The sequence below is a fragment of the Rhizobium sp. CF080 genome (genome assembly GCF_000282095.2).
Lineage (GTDB): Bacteria > Pseudomonadota > Alphaproteobacteria > Rhizobiales > Rhizobiaceae > Neorhizobium.
The window spans coordinates 1,007,178-1,028,456 of record NZ_AKKC02000004.1; the positions used below are offsets into that span (position 1 = coordinate 1,007,178).

At 59.9% G+C, this 21,279-nt stretch carries 15 protein-coding genes; 14 read left to right on the forward strand and 1 reads right to left on the reverse strand.

The features are described 5' to 3' along the window. The first annotated feature begins 90 nt into the window (after window positions 1-90). The 8 genes from PMI07_RS11780 to PMI07_RS11815 all read left to right on the forward strand — a co-directional run bounded on the left by PMI07_RS11780 (window position 91) and on the right by PMI07_RS11815 (window position 10,983). Window positions 91-2,079, forward strand: a complete 1,989-nt coding sequence (locus tag PMI07_RS11780) for an FAD-dependent oxidoreductase (RefSeq protein WP_007751898.1) — start codon at window positions 91-93, stop codon at window positions 2,077-2,079. A 102-nt stretch (window positions 2,080-2,181) separates the two neighbouring features. Beyond that, the gene (locus PMI07_RS11785; RefSeq protein WP_007751895.1) at window positions 2,182-3,717 is read left to right on the forward strand and encodes an ABC transporter substrate-binding protein; all 1,536 of its coding nucleotides are present in this window, start codon (window positions 2,182-2,184) and stop codon (window positions 3,715-3,717) included. A 66-nt stretch (window positions 3,718-3,783) separates the two neighbouring features. Continuing rightward, window positions 3,784-4,698, forward strand: a complete 915-nt coding sequence (locus PMI07_RS11790; protein ID WP_007751893.1) for an ABC transporter permease — start codon at window positions 3,784-3,786, stop codon at window positions 4,696-4,698. Window positions 4,699-4,731: 33 nt separating this feature from the next. Next, window positions 4,732-5,604: an ABC transporter permease gene (locus PMI07_RS11795; protein ID WP_007751890.1), complete on the forward strand. Its 873-nt coding sequence runs from the start codon at window positions 4,732-4,734 to the stop codon at window positions 5,602-5,604. Between the two features lie 11 nt (window positions 5,605-5,615). Further along, entirely contained in the window at window positions 5,616-6,608 is a 993-nt protein-coding gene (locus PMI07_RS11800; protein ID WP_007751889.1) for an ABC transporter ATP-binding protein, read from the forward strand. Continuing rightward, window positions 6,605-7,600: an ABC transporter ATP-binding protein gene (locus tag PMI07_RS11805; RefSeq protein ID WP_007751888.1), complete on the forward strand. Its 996-nt coding sequence runs from the start codon at window positions 6,605-6,607 to the stop codon at window positions 7,598-7,600. Before PMI07_RS11800 ends, PMI07_RS11805 begins: the two co-directional genes overlap by 4 nt. 18 nt (window positions 7,601-7,618) lie before the next feature. Continuing rightward, the gene (locus PMI07_RS11810) at window positions 7,619-9,574 is read left to right on the forward strand and encodes an FAD-dependent oxidoreductase (protein WP_007751886.1); all 1,956 of its coding nucleotides are present in this window, start codon (window positions 7,619-7,621) and stop codon (window positions 9,572-9,574) included. 257 nt (window positions 9,575-9,831) lie between these two features. After that, window positions 9,832-10,983 (forward strand): L-dopachrome tautomerase-related protein, encoded by a 1,152-nt coding sequence (locus PMI07_RS11815; RefSeq protein WP_007751884.1) that lies wholly within the window; start codon window positions 9,832-9,834, stop codon window positions 10,981-10,983. Window positions 10,984-11,118: 135 nt separating this feature from the next. Here the strand turns inward: PMI07_RS11815 and PMI07_RS11820 are convergent, their stop codons facing one another. Continuing rightward, a complete protein-coding gene (locus PMI07_RS11820; protein ID WP_007751880.1) occupies window positions 11,119-11,814 on the reverse strand; it encodes a GntR family transcriptional regulator in 696 nt (231 codons plus the stop codon). A 123-nt stretch (window positions 11,815-11,937) separates the two neighbouring features. On the opposite strand from PMI07_RS11820, the gene PMI07_RS11825 reads away from it, so the two are divergent. From PMI07_RS11825 to PMI07_RS11850, 6 genes are all read left to right on the forward strand, one after another. After that, entirely contained in the window at window positions 11,938-13,338 is a 1,401-nt protein-coding gene (locus PMI07_RS11825) for a CapA family protein (protein WP_007751872.1), read from the forward strand. 140 nt (window positions 13,339-13,478) lie between these two features. Beyond that, window positions 13,479-14,249 carry an SDR family NAD(P)-dependent oxidoreductase gene (locus tag PMI07_RS11830; protein ID WP_007751870.1) on the forward strand — a complete coding sequence of 257 codons (771 nt, stop codon included), beginning with the start codon at window positions 13,479-13,481 and terminating at the stop codon, window positions 14,247-14,249. A gap of 77 nt (window positions 14,250-14,326) precedes the next feature. After that, complete coding sequence (locus PMI07_RS11835) at window positions 14,327-15,367, forward strand: tripartite tricarboxylate transporter substrate-binding protein (RefSeq protein WP_007751868.1); 1,041 nt, start codon at window positions 14,327-14,329, stop codon at window positions 15,365-15,367. Beyond that, window positions 15,364-17,463, forward strand: a complete 2,100-nt coding sequence (locus PMI07_RS11840) for a tripartite tricarboxylate transporter permease (protein WP_024163754.1) — start codon at window positions 15,364-15,366, stop codon at window positions 17,461-17,463. Before PMI07_RS11835 ends, PMI07_RS11840 begins: the two co-directional genes overlap by 4 nt. A 338-nt stretch (window positions 17,464-17,801) precedes the next feature. Continuing rightward, the gene (locus PMI07_RS11845) at window positions 17,802-19,442 is read left to right on the forward strand and encodes a carboxylesterase family protein (RefSeq protein WP_155956444.1); all 1,641 of its coding nucleotides are present in this window, start codon (window positions 17,802-17,804) and stop codon (window positions 19,440-19,442) included. Window positions 19,443-19,458: 16 nt separating this feature from the next. Continuing rightward, complete coding sequence (locus PMI07_RS11850; RefSeq protein WP_007773504.1) at window positions 19,459-21,069, forward strand: hypothetical protein; 1,611 nt, start codon at window positions 19,459-19,461, stop codon at window positions 21,067-21,069. The last annotated feature ends 210 nt before the right edge of the window (window positions 21,070-21,279 follow it).

Here is a 21,279-nt window from a genome sequence, read left to right on the forward strand (position 1 = left end):
AATCGTAAAACGGTATTTTTATTCCTGTTATTATTAGCTCTAAATATTGAAGAATGTCGACCCCCAAAGGCGCTATCAGAGTAGAGAAGCATGAGCAAACCTTTCCCTCATCTGTTCCAACCACTCCAGATCGGCAATGTAAGGTTGAAGAACCGGATTGCCATGGCGCCCATGGGTTTTGGGGCGCTCTCGGACGACAATGGTGTTCCGACCCAGAGGTATGTAGACTATTTCGCCGAACGAGCGAAAGGCGGAGCGGGCCTTCTCCTCACAGGCATGCTCAAGGTCGAGGATCAGATAGAGCATCTTCGCGCGCGGCGCGGACCGGTGACCCGGGAATTCATCAAGCCGTTTGCAGACCTGACGGAACAGATCCATGCCTTGGGGACGAAGATATTCGTACAGCTTTCGGCTGGGCTTGGATATCAGGGGCGGCCTCACAATGTGGTGGGCACGCCTGTCGCGCCGTCGCCCATTCCGAGTTTCGTCGATGACAAGGTCATATGCCGAGAATTGTCGACGGACGATATCGCAAGCCTTGTAACGGCCTTCGGGAATGCCGCCGAAATCCTTGCCAAGGCAGGGGTGGACGGTATCGAGGTACACGGACATGCGGGCTTCCTGATCGACCAGTTCTCCTGTTCCCTCTGGAATAAACGGACAGACCGCTACGGGGGGGACCTGCGTGGCCGGATGACCTTTGCATTCGAAATCTTCGATGAGATCAAGCGCCGCCTCGGTCCGGGTTATCCGGTACAGTATCGCTACGGCCTGAGACACTACATGAAGGCTGTTCGTCAATCCGCTCTTCCCGGAGAGGACTATATCGAGCTTGGCCGCGATATTGATGAGGGCCTGGAACTCAGCCGGATCCTGGAAGAGCACGGTTTCGACTCTCTGGCCATCGATGCAGGCACCGCGACCGGTCATTACTGGGCACATCCGCCGATCTACCAGCAGCACGGATGCATGCTGGACCTGTCGGCGATGGTCAAGGAGACCGTATCCATTCCGGTCATTGCCGTTGGACGGCTGGACATTCCCGAACTCGCGAATTCGGCCATTGCCGACGGTAAGGCGGACGTCATCTCGCTTGCCAAGGCGCTTCTTGCAGACCCGTATTGGCCGACCAAGGTACAGCGTGGCAAAGTTGAGGACATTCGCCCCTGCATCGGCTGCCACCAGGCTTGTTCGGAGCAGTTCAGCGGTCGATACCTGAATTCCTGCACCGTCAATCCGGCATGCGGACGCGAGCGCACCCATACGATCCTTCCAGCCCTGCAGCCGCAGAAGGTCTTGATTGCGGGCGGTGGCGTGGCGGGGATGGAAACCGCACGCGTTGCTGCGCTGAGGGGGCACAGCGTCGTGCTCTACGAGAAAAGCACGGAGCTCGGCGGGCACCTGATCGAAGCGGGGATTCCGGAAGACAAGAAGGACGTCGAACGACTGAATGACTGGTACAAGCGGCAGATCAAGCTGCTCGGCGTCGATATTCATACGGGCACCGAAGTCACCACAGGCCTTGTGGAGCAGGAAAATCCGGACGTCGTCATCGTGGCCACCGGTTCCGTCGATCTTCTGCCGAGGATACCCGGCTCGGATCGTTCGCATGTCGTCGCGACGACGGCTCTCTTCAAGGGGGACGTTTCCGTCCGGGGACGGGTGATCGTGGTCGGCGGCGGCGAAAACGGATGTGAGATAGCGCTGTGGCTGCGTCGGCGGGGCCATGAGGTCGCGGTTGTCGAACGCCAGTCGCGCCTGGTGAATATTCCGGTGGCCAATGCAAACCGGAACATGCTCCTCGACATGCTGGTCGACGAAGGTGTCGAAATCCACACAGACACCACCGTGCAGGAAATCGGCTGTCAGCATGTCCGGGTCATCCGGGCATCCGGCGAAGTCCTCGAGCTTGCCTGCAACAGCGTCGTGATGTCGGTTGGCATGCGTTCCGAACGCGGCCTCTACGAAGCCATCAGCGACAGCTTCGGCGGTCCCGTCTACGGCGTCGGCGACTGCGCCGATCCCACGAATATCATGAAGGCTGTGTGGGACGGGTTCGAGGTGGCCCGAACCATCTGACGCCGGCGGCGCTTGTGGTCGGGAGCCTCAAGCGCCGTGATCAAACGGCGCGTTCGCGTCCGTTAAAATGGCGTGTTCGGCAAACGGGAGGAGAAGAAGATCATGCACACAAGACGTGAATTTCTGATGAGCACTGCCGCCGCTGGCGCTTTGCTGGCGATGCCGCAGGCGACGAATGCAGCAGGGGACAGATCGCTCAATGTCGCCATCGGCGACGAACCGACGACTATTGACCAGAGCATCGCCTGGACGGGGGTGGATTACACCACCGCCGAAAACTATGCGGAATATCTGATTCAGCGGAGCCCGGCGGGTGAGCTTGTGCCGGGGCTGGCGGAACGCTGGACGCTATCCAGCGACGGCAAAACACTGGATCTGTTCCTCCGCAGGGGAGTGAAATTTCACAGTGGCGACGATTTCACTGCCCAGGACGTGATTTTCAGCTTCGAGCGCGGCCGTGCGAAAAGCAGTACCGTCAAGTCGCGCCTGAGTTCGGTGGCCAAGATCGGCGCGGTCGACACCCACCAGGTCCGCGTCGAATTCAGCAAACCGGACGTGACCTTCGTTCCCAACCGCTGTGCGGCCATGATCTCGTCCAAGAGCTACTTCGAACGCGTCGGCGAGGCGGAATTCGGCAAGAAGCCGTCGGGCACAGGTCCGTTCAGGTTCACGGAATACAAGCCGGGCGAATATCTCGATGTCGAGCGCTTCGACGGATACTGGGGCGGCCCCGTCCAGGTCGAAAAGGCACGCTTCTCGTTCGTTGCGGAAGAGACGACCCGTGTCGCCAAGATGCAGGCGGGCGAGGCGGATCTGATAACCTCCTGCCCGTATTTTGCGGTGAAGGGGTTTGAGGGAAACTCCAGTTACAATGTCGTCAAGTTGTCACTCTATCACCCAACGATGTCGATCGTCTTTGGCACCCAGAACCCCAAGGTTCCGTGGGCGGACAAGCGCGTCCGGCGGGCCATGGCGCATGCGATCGATTGCGACGCGATCATCAAGGGTGTGCTCTTCGGCATTCCCGACCGGCTGGCATTCCTCGCACCCTACGAGGTGGGCTACGACGCCGATCTGAAGCCGTTCGCCTATGATCCTGCAACGGCAAAGAAGCTGCTTGCGGAGGCGGGTTACGCAGACGGCTTCCCGATGAAACTGAGCTATGCAGTCACCGGCCGCGTCCAGATGAACAACCAGGTCGCAGAAGCGATCGCCTCCTATTTCGAGGCCGTCGGCATCAAGACGCAGCTAGCAGGCGAGGAATGGGGCGCCTACCGCAATGCCTACAACGCGGGTAAGGAGCCAGGTGCGCAATATGTCGGCCTCTTCACGCACGGACGCGCTGGCGCGGTCGATCCCACCTACAACTTCTCGCTGTTCTTCCAGACGGGCGGGCCGATCAGCATCTACAGCAACCCCAAGCTGGATGAGCTCAACGCGAGAGCCAAGGCCACGGCGGATAATGCCGAACGGGCCGAGCTCGTCAAACAGCTCGTTCGCATGGTGCAGGATGAGGTTCCGAGCTTCCCCGTCTACAACAACGTGGCGGTCTACATCACCAGCAAGCGGATCAAGTTCACGCCCACCAAGAATTTCAATTTCGACCTCGTTCAATTGAAAGACGTCACCTTCGTATAGCGACGAAACCTCACGTGCTGCGGCCAATCGGCAAGAGAAGGACGCAGCACGTCCATGGGATAGACCATGCTTACCTTCACGTTGAAACGTCTGGCGATCGGTTTGCTTTGCCTTGTCGGCGTAAGCCTGATCATCTTCGTAGCGATGCGCGTCTCGGGCGACCCGACGCTGCTTCTCCTGCCGGATGACGCGCTGCCCGAGGACCGCCATGCGATGCGGGTGCAGCTCGGACTCGATCTGCCTGTCCCGGTGCAGTTCGGCGTCTTTCTCGAGAATGCCTTTCTGGGCGATTTCGGCAATTCCATCCGCTGGAAGATGCCGGCGATGTCGCTAGTGCTGTCCCGGCTTCCGGCGACGTTGCAGCTTGCAGCCCTGGCGTTCCTGATTGCTGCGGTCTTCGGCCTGCTGAGCGGCGTCGCCGCCGCGAGACTGCGTGGAACCGTCTACGATTCCCTGATCCGGTTCGTGATGACGCTGGGGCTGGCCCTGCCGGTTTTCTGGATCGGCCTGATGCTGATCATGACGGTTTCGGTCAATATGGGCCTTCTGCCGACGTCCGGCCGCGGAACCTTCTGGCACATGCTGCTTCCGGCCGTGACAATGGCACTCAATCCGGCGGCGGCGCTCAGCCGGCTGACGCGCTCGTCCATGCTCAACGTTCTCGGCACCGACTACATCAAACTCGCCCGGGTCAAGGGCAACTCGGATTCCAGGGTCGTCTGGAAACACGGGTTGCGCAATGCCTCGATCCCGGTCGTGACGCTCGCGGGAATCCAGCTCGCCAACATGATCGGCAACACAGTCGTGGTCGAGACCATCTTTGCATGGCCGGGGACCGGGAAGCTCATCATCGACGCCATTCTCGCGCGCGACTTTCCTGTCGTGCAGGCAGCGATCTGTCTGATCGCGGCCATCTACATTGGCCTCAATCTGCTGGTCGACCTCTTGTACGGCGTGCTCGATCCGCAGATCCGTTACTGAACCTGAACCGGTTGCAATGCTTGAGGATGCCGCATGAATACTGTGACGAACGGCTTAGCCTGGGCGAGATTGGGGAGCGGCTGGCGCCGTCTGCCGATCTTTCCCGTCATCCTGTTGGCGCCCATGGTCATCTTCGGGATTCTCGGCACACATATCGCACCTTACGATCCTGGGGCGACCAATCCGGTGAATGCCTTGAAGCCGCCGTCATGGCTGATCGGGGAAGGTTTCTCCCATCTTTTCGGAACCGACTATCTGGGCAGGGACGTTTTCAGCCGGGTCATTGCCGGCGCACGCGCTTCGCTGACCGTATCGGTCGTGGGCGTCGGCATCGCCGGATGCGTCGGCATCTGCGCCGGTCTGGTTTCCGGTTATTTCGGCGGCTGGGCGGAAACGATCCTGATGCGCCTCGTCGACATCCAGATGTCGATGCCGCCCATTCTGCTGGCCCTCCTGCTGTCGGCCTCCCTTGGAACCGGCCTCTGGATGGTCATTTTCGTCGTCGCCGTGGTGTTTTGGACGAATTATGCGCGCGTGCTGCGCGGGGAGGTCCTGTCCGTCAGGCAACGGGATTATGTGGTGATGGCGCGTGTGCTCGGGTGTCGGTCGCATACCATCCTGCGGCGGCACATCCTTCCCAACGTGATCGATTCCGCCCTAGTCGTCGCTTCGCTGCAGCTTGGGGCCGCGGTCATTCTCGAAGCCTCCTTGAGTTTCCTGGGCCTTGGTGTCCAGCCGCCGGCGATCGCCTGGGGCAAAATGATCGCGGAGGCCAAGCTCTATCTGGCAACCGCCTGGTGGCTGCCCTTCTTCCCGGGTCTCGCGCTGGTGATCACGGTTCTCGGCGCCAACATGCTCGGTGACTGGCTGCGCGACCGGCTCGATCCCAAGCTGCGCAATTCATGAGGATCGTTTCGATGCAGTATGATCCGGTACTCTCCGTTCGCAACCTCGAAACGCACTGCTTCACACCGAAGGGCGTTCTGAAGGCGGTCGACGGGGTAAGCTTCGATCTTCATTCCGGACAATCTATGGGACTGGTCGGCGAATCCGGCTCCGGCAAGAGCATGGTCTGCAATTCGATCATTCGCCTTCTTCCCCGCCACGGGGTGCGCACTGTCGGCGGGCAGGTGATCTTTTCCGGTCGGGATATCCTCGGCATTTCCGAAAGCGAAATGCGCCGGGTGCGTGGCCGAGAAATCGGCATGATCCTTCAAGACCCGCTGATGTCGCTCAACCCGGTCTTCACAGTGGGAAACCAGGTCGGCGAAATGTACCGGTTGCATCCGCAGGCCGAAGACGGGCGCCCCATTCACCAGCGTGTCCTCGACGTGCTGAGAAAGGTTGCGATCCCGTCTCCCGAGCAGCGCGCGCGCCAATACCCGTTTCAGTTCAGCGGCGGCATGCGCCAGCGTACGGTCGCTGCGATCGCTCTTGCGGGCAGGCCGAAAGTGCTGATTGCCGACGAGCCGACGACGTCTCTCGATGTCACGATACAGGACCAGTTTCTCTGTCTCCTGAAGGAGCTGCAGGAGCAGGAAGGCATGTGCCTTATCCTGGTCACCCACGATCTGGGGATAGTGGCGGAAACCTGCGACAACGTCGCTGTCATGTATGCCGGACGTATCGTCGAGGTAGGACCCGTGCGCGAGGTGCTGATGCGACCGGCGCATCCCTATACGGAGGCGCTGTTGCGCGCCATCCCGAAACCGGGCGGGCGGGGAACGCGGCTTTACCAGATCGATGGCGAACCGCCGAACCTGCTCGACCCGCCACCAGGCTGCCCGTTCCAGCCGCGCTGCGCCCGTGCGATGCCGATATGCGCGCGGACCACGCCGCCGATGAAGGCCGACGAAAACGGGCGGGCAGCTGCCTGCTGGGCAAGCGACATCGAGGAGGTGCGTGCATGAGCGAAACCGGTGATCTCATACCTCTTCTGGAACTGCGCGGCGTCACGAAATATTATCCGGTGAAGGTCGGTGGCTTTCTGAAGTCCCGCAGATGTTTGCTGAAGGCGGTGGACGGTGCCGACTGCAGTGTGCTGCCGGGTGAAAGCTTCGGCATCGCCGGCGAGTCGGGTAGCGGCAAGACGACGATGGGGCGACTGGTCCTTCGGCTCGAAAAACCGACGGATGGCGAAGTCCTTTTCGCCGGGCAGGACATCGCCCAGCTTCCGTCCACCGAACTTGCCGAGTACCGAATGTCGGTTCAGGCCGTCTTTCAGGATGCTTCCGGTTCGCTCAATCCCCGTATGCGGATCAAGGACATCGTGGCGGAACCGCTGCGGATCCATATGCGGATGAGCAAGGCCGAGATTTCGGAGCGCTGCCGGACGATCGTCGAACAGGTCGGCCTGCCGCAGCGGGTGCTTGAAGGTTTTCCTCATGAATTGAGCGGTGGCCAGAAACAGCGCGTGGCGATTGCGCGGGCGATGATCCGCAAGCCGAGGATGCTGTTGCTGGACGAGCCGGTTTCCGCATTGGACGTTTCCGTGCGGGCACAGGTCCTGAATCTGCTTTCCGACATGCAAGAAAAGTTCGGTCTGACCTACATGATGATCTCTCATGATCTTGGCACGCTCGGGCATGTCAGCACCACGCTTGCCGTCATGTATCTGGGCCGGATCGTCGAAGTCGGTCGAACCGAAGAGCTCTACGAGCGCCCCTTGCATCCCTATACGCAGGCCCTGTTTCAGGCGATGCCGGTGCCGGATCCGACGCGTGTCAAGCGCGCCCCGAGCATTCGTGGAGAGATCGGGTCTGCGTTGGAATTGCCGCAGGGATGCCGGTTTGCGCCTCGCTGCCCGCGCAGGATGCCCGTCTGCACCGAACTGAACCCCACGCTTGTCGAAGCGGCGCCCAGACATCGCGTTGCCTGCCATCTGCACCACGATCCGTCCTGAGCCCGGAAGGCAAATGTCATGATAGGGAACGAAATGAAGCTTCTGGAACAAGGCCGTATCGGCCAGCTCATCCTCAAGAACCGTGTCATCATGTCTGGCATGGGATGCGGCGCGCTGGTGAACCTCGACGGCACGCTGTCACAGCGCGGCATCGATTATTATGTCGAGCGGGCCAAGGGTGGAGTGAGCATGGTCACCACCGGTTCGGTGCGCGTCACGCGCGATTTCGAGCGACCTCCCGGGCCACTTTCGTCCGGCCTGATGCTCGACAACAAGCTCTATGGAAGATGGGTTCACGAGCTGTCGCAGAACCTCCACGACTACGGCACGAAGCTGTGCGTCCAGTTGTCTGCCGGCCTCGGGCGCTGCCTTTCCAAGGGCGACATCAAGCTGGTGGAACCGATCGGCCCCTCGGCCAATCCGTGCCTGCAGGACCCCAAGCGCCTGACGCGGCCGCTGACGATTGCCGAGATCAACCAGTTGATCAATGCATTCGAATCCGCCGCAGAGATCTGCCGCAGCACCGGCGCAGATGCGATCGAACTCAATTGCCATGCAGGTTATCTGGTGGATCAGTTCATGACGCCGCTCTGGAACAGGCGAGATGATCAGTACGGCGGCAACCTTGAAAACAGGCTGCGTTTCCTCACCGAAATCGTCGCCCGGGTCAAACGCGCGGCTGGCCCGCGCATTCCGCTGATCGTCAAATACGCCTTGACGCACTATCTCGACGGAGGGCGCCTTCCGGAAGAGGGCGTGGAGATTGCACGCATGCTGGAGGCAGCGGGCGTTGATGCCCTGACGATCGATGCGGGTGCGCGGGAAACCCAGTATTGGACGCTGCCTTCCGAATTCCTGCCGGAAGGCTGTAACGTCGATCTGGCGGAGATGGTGAAACAGGCGGTTTCGATACCCGTAATCGCGGTCGGAAAACTGGGCGATCCGCACTTGGCGGAAGAAACTCTCACCCGGAACCAAGCCGATTTCATCGCCCTTGGCCGCACCCTGATTGCCGACCCCCATTGGGTCAGCAAAGTAAGGGAGGGGCGGACCAAGGATATCTGCCCCTGCGTCGATTGCTTCGAAGGCTGCCACAAACACATTCATGACGGCAAGCCGGTCGGTTGCGCGGTCAATCCTTCGGCGGGCAATGAGAGGGCCTTGCAGGTCGCGCCAGCGGAATTGCGCAAGCGGGTCTTCGTCATCGGCGCAGGACCAGGTGGGTTGGAGGCGGCAAGAGTAGCCTCGCTACGGGGACACGAAGTCCATCTCCTGGAAAAGGAGGCCGGAATAGGCGGCAATATCGACCCTGGTTCCTCGCCCCCGTTCAAGACCATCTATCGCCGGCTGACGGATTATCTGATGTTCCAGCTGACGAAGCAGGGGGTCACGATCGAATTCGGGCACGAAGCGCGGGCTGCGGATCTGATTGCCCTCAATCCCGACGCCGTCATTCTTGCCACCGGCAGCGCACCGATAGTGCCTCCCATTGAGGGTGTGAATCTTCCCCACGTCGTGATCGCCAATGATGTTCTGACCGGTAAATCGCAAGCGAGCGGCCGGATTGCGATCATCGGCGGCGGCGTCGTGGGTTGCGAGACCGCTTTGCATCTCGCACGTTTGGGGCATGACGTGATGATCATCGAGAGGATGAAGGATCTGGCACCGGATATGTACTACATCAACCGGATGCATATGCTGAAGCTGCTCGCCGACGAGGAGGTGAAGGTCGAGCTCAATGCGGACGTACGGCGCATCGAAGCCCATGGGTTAACCTACGAGACGGCGGCTGATGGGTTGAACTTTGTGCCTGCCGACTCGGTCGTCATCGCTGCCGGGTTCCGCTCGCGCACGAAACTGGCCCAGGATCTGGATGGCCATCTGCCGGAAGTCTATTCGATCGGTGACAGCATCTCGCCGCGCAAGGTCATGGAGGCGATGAACGAAGGCTACAGGATCGCGCGGCTCATCTAAACCGGAAGACCCTGTAGCCTTCGTCTCATACCGAAACGGCACGACTGATATACCCCGGAGCCAACTGGAAACGGCACCGGTTATCCCGCACTGTGTCGAAGCGGTCGAGCCTGAGGAGGAATCGGCAAACCCGCCGGACGAGGTTCATCCAAAAGCTGCAACGAGTTATCGCGCATTGCCAACGCGCGATGTCTTGCGCGCGACTTGATCCTTGCCGCCACAAGGTCGTTACACCGTTTATCTCAAGGGAGGATCTGATGAGGATTTCACGCCGATCGTTTATCGCTGCGGCCGGGGCCGCAACTGCTGTTGCGCCGCTTTCATTCAGGAAAGCGCTCGCTGTAGGGATGGAGTTACCGCACACGATCGCGGCGGAGTCGCCCTGGTTCTGCAACCAGGTGGCGCTCACCAGCAAGGGCGAGATGTTTTTCGGCCTCCCCCGTTACCCCGACTACGATAAAACCCCTTGTCTCGCAAAGCGTGGATCCGATGGGAAGGCGGCGGCATTCCCCGGCAATGGCTGGAACGATTGGAAGCCAGGCGATGATGGTCGCGACAGTTTCGTCTATGTGAACTCCATCCATATCTTCAAGGACGATACGGTCTGGGCCGTAGATCAAGGCGCACTTCGTGCGGACTCCTATCCACCTGAGCTTTCGGAGCCCAAGCCCGGGGCTCAGAAGCTTGTGCAATTGGACCCGAATTCCGGTAGGGTACTGAAGGTCTTGCGTTTCGACGACAGTATTCTGCCCAAGGGCGCAAAGATGAACGATCTGCGGATCTTCGGTAACCATGTCTATGTCACCGATTCCGGAATTGGCGCGCTGATTTATCATAACCTGTCGACCGGTCAGACATTGCGGCGGATGTCGGGCCTTCCGCAGATGCAGGCAAAGGTGGAACCCAACCTTCAGCAGGGCAATCACCAGACACCAAAGATCGACATGATCGAGATCAGCGACGACGGTGAATGGATTTACGCTGCGGCTCCGACCGGTCCCTTCATCAAGATCAAGGCCGCAGCCGTGCGCGATGCGTCCATATCGGACACAGATCTTGCCAAACAGGTCGAGGAATATGCTCCGATTGCCCGCAGCGGCGGATGCGCGCTCGATACCAAAGGAAATCTGTACCTGTCCGAACTCGACAACAAACGGGTGACGATCCTTTCTCCGACTGGCCAGACAGCTGTGCTGACGTCCGACGAGGAATTCATCAGCCCGGACGGCTCGTTCATCAGCATCGACCGCAAGCTTTACATTCCGATCACCCAATCCCGGCGGACCAGGCTTTTTGGCAACAAGGAAGACATGGTGAAGCGTCCGTGGAAGGTCTATGTCGTCGATCTGCCGGAGGAGTTCGGGGGCATCAAGCTCGGTAATTCGCTGAACGGCGTCAGGGCAGGGTAATCTGATCGATCTTCAGCGCGTGGATGCCCTGCGTGAACGCCGGGCATCCATTTCTATACGCGAGAGTGCTTCCAATCTCTCGTGTGCCCACCGGCCCAAACCCGTAAAAGCGAGGGGAATGTTCAGCAATATTGCTTAGGCATGCCTCGATTTTCCTGTGGTCCGCTCCATGAGCTTGGATGCATAAGCGGAGGAGATATGAGCCCGCGCCGCGGCGATGGCTGCGTCGGCATCCCTTGCCTCGATCGCCGCAACGATCTTGAGATGTTCCTGGTGCGAGGCCTCTGCGCGTCGGGTATCGCCAAGATTGGTGCTTGGAATCAGCATCAGGCCGTCCCGGAGCGTATTGAGGGACACGACGAGATAACGGTTCCGCGCCGCACCCTGGATCGTCTGGTGAAGCGCGTAGTTGAGACGGGCAAGGTCGGCAGCGTTTTCGATATATTCTTTCTCCTCGCTGACGATCATCCGCATCAGCTGAACTTCGGCTTGGGTGGCATTTACCGCAGCAAGGCCGGCGGCGGTGCCTTCCAGCAGTTCACGCATATAATAAAGTTCGGCAATCATCTGATGATCAAGTTCGGTGACCTTCAGGCCTTTCTGGGAGGAGGAGGTGAGAATGCCTTCGCTTTCCAAACGGCGCAGGGCCTCTCTGACGGGCGTGCGGCTGACGTTGAACTGGCTGGCGACGTCTCTTTCACGCAATCGGCTACCGGGAATGAACTGGCCCTGACGGATGGCTTCGCGAATCTGCTCATATACACGTTCGGGCGCAGACTCGTTTGATTTTAATCGGCTTTTTTCGGTCGTTAGGTCGGTAATTTCAGCCAATTTCTCGCTCCGATGAGGCCTGCGCCGTAAGTTTCCGCCCAGCATTATGACAAAAAGCCGTTGACAAATCAATCTGGATTGTTTTGGTATGCCAAAAAGTACAAACGAGGAGAGGGAGGTTCCTTGTCGGATTTCGTGAAGAAGAATGATGTTGCACGGGCGGACCGTATCGTCCTGGTCGGCGAATGCATGATTGCGCGTCCATGGTCGCGCATGACCGGGCCGGAGTTCGAGGGGGTCGTGGGCATCATGCGTGGCGCCGCCACCACTTATGCCCATCTCGAAACCGTCATCGGCCGCCCCGACGAAGTTGACGGCGCAAAGAGCAGCGACTGGCTCGGCAGCTATCTGATCGCGGAACCGAAAATGGCGGAAGAACTCGCCTGGGCCGGCGTCGATATCGTCTCGGCGGCCAGCAACCATAGTTTCGACTTCGGACAGGGCGGCATCCGTTCGACGCTCGCGCATTGCAGGAATGCCGGAATGGCGTGCGCGGGCATCGGCGAGAATCTCGAAGCCGCGCGTGCGCCAGCGTATGTGGACGGACCGGCGGGTCGTGTCGCGCTTGTCGCGCTGAGTTCGGGTAACAAGGCTTACGAGATCGCCGGGATGGACAAAGGCCGGATTCCCGGCCGCGCCGGCGTCAATGCGCTTCGGGTAAAGACACTGCATGTCGTGCCGCCGACCGAAGCGAAGTCGCTTCGGGAAATCGGCAGGCGGCTTAGCATCCTGCGGGAAGGCGGGAAGCCAGGTCCTGCGAATGTCGGAATGGAAGCCGGCGAATTTCGCTTCGGATTGCCGGCCGACCAATCGACGCGGGCGCAGAACGCCTTTGTCGAAGGGGAGGAATTCGGAACCCGCAACCTCTGCCATCCGTTGGATCGAGAGGCAAACCTCAGGGTGATCGCCGAGGCACGGGACGGCGCAGACCTCGTTCTCGTGGCACATCATTTCAATATATCGGATGGGGTGAGGGGCGACGCTCCACCCAATTTCGTCCGCGACTTTGCCCATGCGGCGATTGATGCGGGAGCCGATATTTTCATCGGTCACGGCTGGCACCGCACGATGGGGATCGAGATCTACAGGGGCCGCCCGATCATCTACGGCATCGGCAATTTCATCGCCCATTCCGAATTCATGTCGAATGTTCCGTACGACAGCTACGAAGCCTGGGGGCATCCGGTGGACCAGTTGACGACGCTCGGTCCGAACCTGCACCCGCTCCACCCGGGCCTCGACGGTCCTTCGGAAACGTGGTGGTCGTCGGCAATCATAGAGGTCGTGCTGAAAGAGGGGCGCCCTGCGGGGTTGCGCCTGACGCCGGTCGAACTCGGCCGTGATGTCGGTCCTGACGCGACGATGAGACGGCCGGTCGGCAAGGAGCGATATACCGATGGTCGTCCCCTGATCGCCGAGGGCCAGAACGCGAAGGCGGTGCTTGATCGATTTGCACGACTGTCCAGGCCGTTCGGCACGGAATTGAAGATCGAGGGAGATACCGCTTGGATCGCTTGCGCCTGAACGGCCGATCGCAAGCGCATGATCGACTGGCACAGGCAAACGGCGCGCGTATCGGATGAGACCGATCCGGGCACTTTTCCAAAGTTCCGGTGAGCCCGGAGCCGCAATGCATCACGAAATACAAGGGAGATCGTATATCGATGGGAGAACTTCAGGGGAAGGTCGCGCTCGTTACCGGTTCGTCGCGTTCGATTGGCGCGGAAATCGTCCGCACGCTCGCGAAGGCCGGAGCGGACGTGGCGGTCAATGCGCGCACATCCGGAGACGAGGCCGAGGCGGTTGCCGCCGAGTGCAGGGCTTATGGCGTCCGGGCGCTGGTGACGGTGGCCGATGTTTCGCTGCCGGATGAGGCGAGGAAACTGGTCGAGGACGTGCTCGAACATTATGGCCGGATCGATATCCTCGTGAACAACGTCGGCGCCAGTCCTCGGGTGCCCTTTCTCGAGATGAGTTTCGACGACTGGAAGAAGTGCTTCGACATCAACGTCAACAGCATGTTCCTGACCGCCAAATATGCTGCCCCGTCCATGGTGAAGAACGGCTGGGGGCGCATCGTCAACATCGGCGGGCACACCCAGCTCTATACTCAGGGCCGAGGGGTGCATGTGAAAGGCAGCAAGGCCGCGGTCCAGGGTTTGACCCGCGGTCTGGCCGGCGAGCTTGCGCAATACGGGATTACCGCCAACGTCGTCGCGCCGCACGGCATCGATACGCCGCCGCGCCACAACAAATACTATACCGACAACGACCCGAAGTGGGATGCCGCATCGCGCGGAGTGGACAAGATTCCCGTTGGCCGCCTTGGGAAGCCTTCGGAAATCGCGGCACTTGTCAAGTTCCTGTGCTCGGACGACGCCAGCTACCTGACTGGACAGACCTATTTCGTCAACGGCGGCCACGCGGCAAGCTGACTTCACAAGGTTCAATAGATGCCGGCCAAAGCAAGGGGAGAAGTTGCCTGCCGGTATCGTCAAAGAAGGAGGAAGACATGCGATCGAAAACCATTCTGTTCGCCACGGCCGCATTGGCGTGGTCGCTGACAGCCGCCGGCGCGTTTGCGGAAATGGTGGCGGAATTCTACAAAGGCAAGACCGTCCAGTTCATCGTTGGCTCCGACGTCGGCAGCGGCGGCGATACCTACAATCGCCTGATTGCCCAGTTCATTGGTCGGCACATTCCCGGCAATCCGACCATCGTTCCGCAGAATATGCCTGCCGCCGGCGGCATCGTGCATATCAACTACATGTACAAGCAGGCGCATCGGGATGGGACCGAAGTCGGCCTGACGCGCGAGGCGGTTCCCTTCGAACCGCTGCTGCTCGGCAGCAAATCGAAGGCGAATTTCGACGTCACCAAATTCAATTGGCTGACGAGCCCGAATTCATTTCTCAATGTCGCATTGGCCTGGGAGACGTCCGATGTCAAAACGGCTGCCGACCTGCTGACCAAGGAACTGATCGTCGGTGGCGTGGGGCAGACGGGCTCGACGAACGACGCCAATATCCTCAGCAATCTGCTCGGTTTCAAGTTCAAGGTCATTCAGGGTTATCCCGGACCGGCCGCCGTCGATCTGGCGATGGAGAATGGCGAACTCGAGGGGCGTGCGACGGCCGGCTGGACCGGGCTTACGACACGCCACGCCGACTGGCTGCGAGATAAGAAGGTCAAGATCCTCTACCAGATGGGCGCGACGCGCCATCCCAACATCCCGAGCGATGTTCCGACACTGATGGAACTTGCCAAGACGGAGGAGCAGAAGACGATCCTGATGCTGAAATATGCCTCGAACGAGATCGGCTTCCCCTTCATGCTCCCGCCGGACGTGCCACAGGACCGTGTGGATGCAATGAGGAAGGCGTTCGTCGATACGTACAAGGATCCGGACTTCATCGCGGCCGCCAAATCCCAAGGCGTCGAAGTATTCCCGGTCGCGCCGGAGCGGATCATGGAAGTCTACAAGCAGGCCTATTCAGCTCCCAGAGAGCTGGTCGAAAAGCTGGCCGAGCTTTCCAAGGCGCCGGCGAAATGACCAGCACGCCCGGCCCCGCAAGGGCCGGGCACTCGATTGCGCATCTGGGAGGCGAGAACTTGGAAACTGGCATGCTCGACGCGGCGCTGCATGCGCTGCAAATGATTTCCGATCCCTATCGGCTGATGATACTGGCGCTCGGCGTCGTCATCGGCCTTGTTGTCGGCATTCTGCCCGGGATCGGTGGACTTGCCGGAACGGCACTGCTTCTCCCCTTCACCTTTTCCATGGACACCTATACGGCCTTTGCATTTCTCCTTGGCCTCGGGGCGGTCACCGCGACCGGCGATCCGATCCCTGCTATCCTGTTCGGCGTTCCCGGCGGCGCAGGTTCTGCCGCGACGGTTCTCGATGGACTGCCCATGGCACGGCGGGGAGAAGCGGGGCGAGCGTTGAGCGCGGCCTATATGGCTTCGCTGCTTGGAGGGCTTTTCGGGGCGGCACTGCTTGCGCTTGCTATCCCAGTCATGCGGCCGATGATGAAATATATCGGTTCGCCGGAGCTTCTGGCCTTCGCGGTCTTCGGGATTTCGATGGTGGCTGTCATGGCCGGCAAGTCGCCCATCCGTGGTCTCGTCGCCGGCTGCCTCGGCCTGCTGCTTGCGATGATCGGCGCTGATCCGAAGACCGGAACCGAGCGCTGGACGCTGGATACGCTCTATCTTTACGAGGGCCTGCCCATCCTCCCGGTCGTGCTCGGTCTTTTTGCGCTGCCCGAGCTTTGCGACCTTTCCATTTCCCGTGCGTCCATCAGTACGGGAATGATAAAGCAGAATCCCAAGGATGGCATGCTGCAGGGCGCCCGCGACGTGTTCCGCAACTGGTGGCTCGTCATCCGTTGCGGTTGGATCGGCAGCCTGCTTGGCGCCGTGCCGGGCATCGGCGGAGCCATCGTCGATTGGGTCGCCTATGCGCATGCCCGGTCCACGGTGAAGGGTGCATCGGAAACCTTCGGCAAGGGCGATGTCCGCGGGGTAATCGCCTCGGAAAGCGCCAACAATGCCCGTGAAGGTGGGGCGCTGATCCCGACCATCGCGTTCGGAGTTCCGGCCACTGCGACCATGTCGCTCCTGCTCAGTGCGTTCCTGGTCCACGGGCTGCAGCCCGGTCCAGACATGCTGGGGCCGAACCTCAGTGTCACCTATTCGATGATCTGGAGCGTCGCGATCGCCAATATTCTGGGCGCAGGTCTATGCTATCTGTTCAGCGGCCAGTTCGCGAAACTTGCCACGCTGCGTTACACGCTCATCCTGCCGACCGTGATGGGCATCATCTACATCGGCGCCTTCGAAGGGACACGAACCTGGGGCGACCTTTATGCGCTGCTCATCTTTGGCATCATCGGATGGACGATGAAGCAATCCCGCTGGCCGCGTCCGCCTCTGCTTCTCGGCATCGTGCTGGGCGATATCTTCGAGCGTTATCTGTTTATCTCGATCGATCGCTACGGCACGGACTGGTTTGCCCGACCGATCGTCATCGTGCTGTTTGCCCTGGCATTCGTCGGCATCCTTCGACCGCTTCGCCAGGACATCGTCAGTCAGGGCGGCATCGCCAGGATGGTTTCGATGATAGGCAGCTTCCGAACCAAGACGTCGGACCTCCTGTATCTGCCGGTGATTATCGTCTTCTCCTATATGCTCTGGCAGGCGAGAGACTGGGACAGCGAGCCCGCAACGGTGCCTCTGTTCGTGGGCACACTCGGACTTGGCCTGACAGTCATCAGCCTGCTGTCCCAATGGTTCTACCACCCTGGAGAACCAGCCGACGGTTCAGGCAGAATGCACATGGAACTGGAGGCGGAGACGGAGCACCTCACGCAGCGGACCATCTACACCCGCGCGGTCGTCTTCTTTGCTTGGCTGGTATTTTTTATCGTCTCCATGGCGCTGGTCGGGATCTTCGTGACGATCCCGCTGTTCGTGATCGGCTACATGCGAAGCGAGGCGAAGGAGCGCTGGCGCCTGGTCCTGCCGAAAGCCGTCATTCTGACGCTGTTCATCTATGTCGTCTTCGATCAGATCCTGCACATTCCGTGGCCGCGGACTGTCGTCGGCGAGTTCCTGCCGTCCAACTGGCGGGTGCCCGGAATGTGAGGACCGGAACTATTGGGGGCCGCGTATCCGGACCATCCCGGCAAAGCGGCGGCAAAATATCATGCCGTCGCGTCCTCGCCGATCCGATGCCACGCCGGCATAACTGATTTGCCTTCCGCAAACTTGCGGATGGGCGCGCATGCTACTTAAGATTGGGTTGCATTGCTGGTTTTTGGCAAACGTCGTGCTCTGTGTCGGGAAAGAGAACACCGTCAAATCTCCCGTCGGAATTGCCAAGGACCCGGATGCCAAGGACATCATCCTGGGAGGATATCGTGAACGGAAAATCAAGTCTGAAATGGTCTGCCCGACATATTCGGGCGACAGCGGTTAGCATAATGCTCGGCACCGTACTGGCGTTGGGGTTGGGTATGAGCGAGATGGCCCATGCGGCGCCGATCACCCAGGCTTCCGTCACCGGCGGCAAGGTGCAAGGCGTTCCGAGCGATACGGCCGGTGTGACGCAGTTCCTCGGTGTTCCCTTCGCCGGCAATGTCGGTGGGGAAAACCGATGGAAACTCGCGCCTGCGGTGAAGCCGTGGGACGGGGTTCTGGTGGCCGACAAATGGGGCGACCAGATGCTTCAAGACGCAAACAAGCTGAGCGACGCACCGATCAGCGACAACGGATTGAACCTCGCCGTCTGGACGCCAGCCCAAAGCACAAGTGACCGGCTGCCGGTGTACATGCTGATTCACGGCGGCGCCAACCGATTGGGCTCGGCCGCCATGCGAGACCTCTATGCCGCGCAGCTGGCTGCGAAAGGCGTGGTGGTCGTCTCGGTCCAGTATCGTCTCGGAGCTCTGGGCTGGCTCTCCCTGCCGGAGATGGCCAAGGAAAATGCGAACGGACCGAAGGGCAATTTCGGCGTCCTCGACCTCGTCGACGCGCTGAAATGGATTGAGAAGAACATCGCTGCGTTTGGCGGCGATCCCGCCACCGTGACGATTGGCGGGCAATCGGCAGGGGGCGAAAACACGGTGGCGCTTCTGAGGACGCCACTGGCCAAGGGCTTGTTCAAGCGGGCGTTCATTCAGTCGAGTTTTACGGGGTTCCTGCCCGGAAAGGTGGTCGATTTTTCCAAGAAATCGCAGGACAATCAGAACGCGATCAACGCGCTTTTCGGCAAGGAGACGACACTTGCCGATTTGCGGGCCATCGACGGCAAAACCTGGTTGGAAAAATGGAAGGGCGGAAAAGAAACGCTGTTCGGTGTGATGGCGGGTGCCGTCGCGACCAACCAATTCTACACTATCGATGACTACGTCTACACCCGAGATTCCGTAAACCTCTTGCAGCCGGGCGATTTCGACGGGCTCGACATCATTATCGGCCAGACGGCGGACGAGTATACCGGCCTTCGACCCAACGACTTGAAGATGACGGAGGAGGAACAGCAGAAAGCCATGCTCGCCGCCATTCGTCCGTACCAGGCGGGGAATGTCGACGAAAAGGTGTTCCCGCTTTATGCGACGGATGACCCGACCGAGGCCTATCGCCTGTCGCTGCGGATGCTCAACGACTACATGTTCGAATATGTTCGGGTGGGGGCGGAGTTCGCGAAAGCACACAGCAAGTCCAACGTTTATCTCTACTACTGGGATCATTGGCCGCCGGGCAAGGACCAAGGCTTTCGGCGTGCCTGGCACGCTGGCGACAACTGGTATTTCAACGGCTCGCTCCGCGCTGGCAATTCCAGCCAACTGCCGTGGACGGATCCGGATTATGCAATGCGAGACATTGCGATGACCTATCTTGCCAACTTCATTAAGACCGGAGATCCGAATGGGTACGACGTCCCGCATTGGGGCCAGGTGACGGCGAAATCCGGTGGGCAGTTCCTTCGCTTCCATGAAGGCGATGCAGCAATGCGCACCTCGACGATCTATCCGACACGCGATGCGTATTTGCGCAGCAAGATTCTTGAAGGAATCGGCATGACGGAAGCGGACGTAGACGGCGCCCCGCGGCGCCCCTAACGAGGAGGAGGATGGAGTGAGCAAAGTCAGGCGTTACACTATCGCGGCGGTTCCCATGGTTCTGCTGGCGGTTTCTTCGGCATCCGGCCAAACATTCGTGAACCCGGATCAACCTAAGCCCGAATGCACAATTCAATTTCCTGATCTCGCGATTCCGGACGTCGGAAAGGACAGGCTCTGGCCGGGTTATCTCGCAGAATGGAAGATAGGCAAGATCTGCGTCGCCTTCACGCCTACAAGCCGATTGAAGCCGGCGGCCTACGTCGGCGACTATTACGTCGATGAATTCACCGACGAAAGGATAAGGCAGCGCTGGCATGAGTGCCGCAAGGATCCTGCCTGCGCCGAGCGCGTCATGGCGGACGCCAAAAGGTTCATCAAGGCGGAGGAACCGGACACCGGGACGGTGGACACATTCGGCAAGATCGACCGCGAGAGTGCCGTCGACCTTGCGCAGATCAGGCGGCCGGCTTACTTTGGCAAGGCACCATTCAGCGAGCAGATCGCACAAGCAGATCCATCTTCCTATGTAGTGGAGTTCACTGCGCCACGGGACGGTTATGAGCGCACGCATCTCGGGCTGAACGACAGTATCAAGCTACGTGGCTGGTACATCCGCGGCGCAGGAGTTGGTGATGGAACCGGCAAGAAGATTCGCGCACTGATCATTGTCAACAATGGTGGCGGGAACGAAACGACGGCGCTTGGGCATCCGTGGTATCGGGCGGACGCAGCGACGGGTGACTATGTGTTCATTTCGGATCCGCCCAAAAGCGAGCAATCGAGCATGGTCGGCTGGCGCCAGCACATTCACGCGTTTTACGCGGCGGGTTTTGATGTCCTTATCACCGACCGCCGTGGTAACGGCATCTCCGGCGGTCGTGAAGGTTACGATCTTGGCGAGCAGGCAACCGACACATTCCGGATGCTGGAGCAGCTTCAGAGCGGTCAGGGCCTGCGTATCGGTTCGGCCGACGGCAGGACACTTGAGGGCCGAGCTGCGGTCGATCTCCTGCTTGACGGCGCCAGCATCAAGGACCTGCCGGCGGTCGTGCTCGGATATTCGCGCGGTTCCTATGCGACCCAGTGGTTCATGCATAAGAATTTTGTCGAGGACTGCGACGTGCGCGGCAAGAAGCCCACCTGCAAGCCCGCTGTCGGTCTCGCAAACATCAAGGGTGCCATTCTCTATGGCTTCAATGCCGGAAGCCTGGGTTACAGGGCGGCGGGCCACGACCTTCGCGAAGCTGCCTTACGCGAAGAGTTCAACATCACGCAATATACGGATAGCTCCGCCCTCGCCAACATCAACAAGTGGCCAGCCCTACAGCTGATAAAGGGCAGTTACGATTATGTCGAGGCTCTCGAAGGTTCATGGGATGCCTACCAGCGATTTCACGGGCTGAAGGATTTTTCCGTCTTCGCGGGCCAGCATATCTTACCGCATCATCACCCGGGCATGCTCGAATATAAGAGCCGACGCATGGTGGCCTTCGCAACGGCAGCGGTGCTTGGCCGCGACAGAGTCGAGGGCAGCACCCAACCAAAGAATATAAGAGAGCTTGTCCGGTCGGTACCACAATTTTGGGAAATGGATATCAATCGCGAAGGCTGGAAGCCGCTATAGGTTGCGGCATCGGTATCTTCTCATGCAGTCTCACATTCGCCTCGCAGAGATCAATCTCTGCGAGGATTGGCGGTGACGCATGGTCGTGCGCGTTGCGCCGACGTCAACTCCCGCATCCAGCACTGGACCCATGCGCTGGCTCACGGCGGGCCGATCGCAGCCCTTAGTTCCAAAGAAGGAGAGCTGGCAGACGGACCCAATCGAACCGCC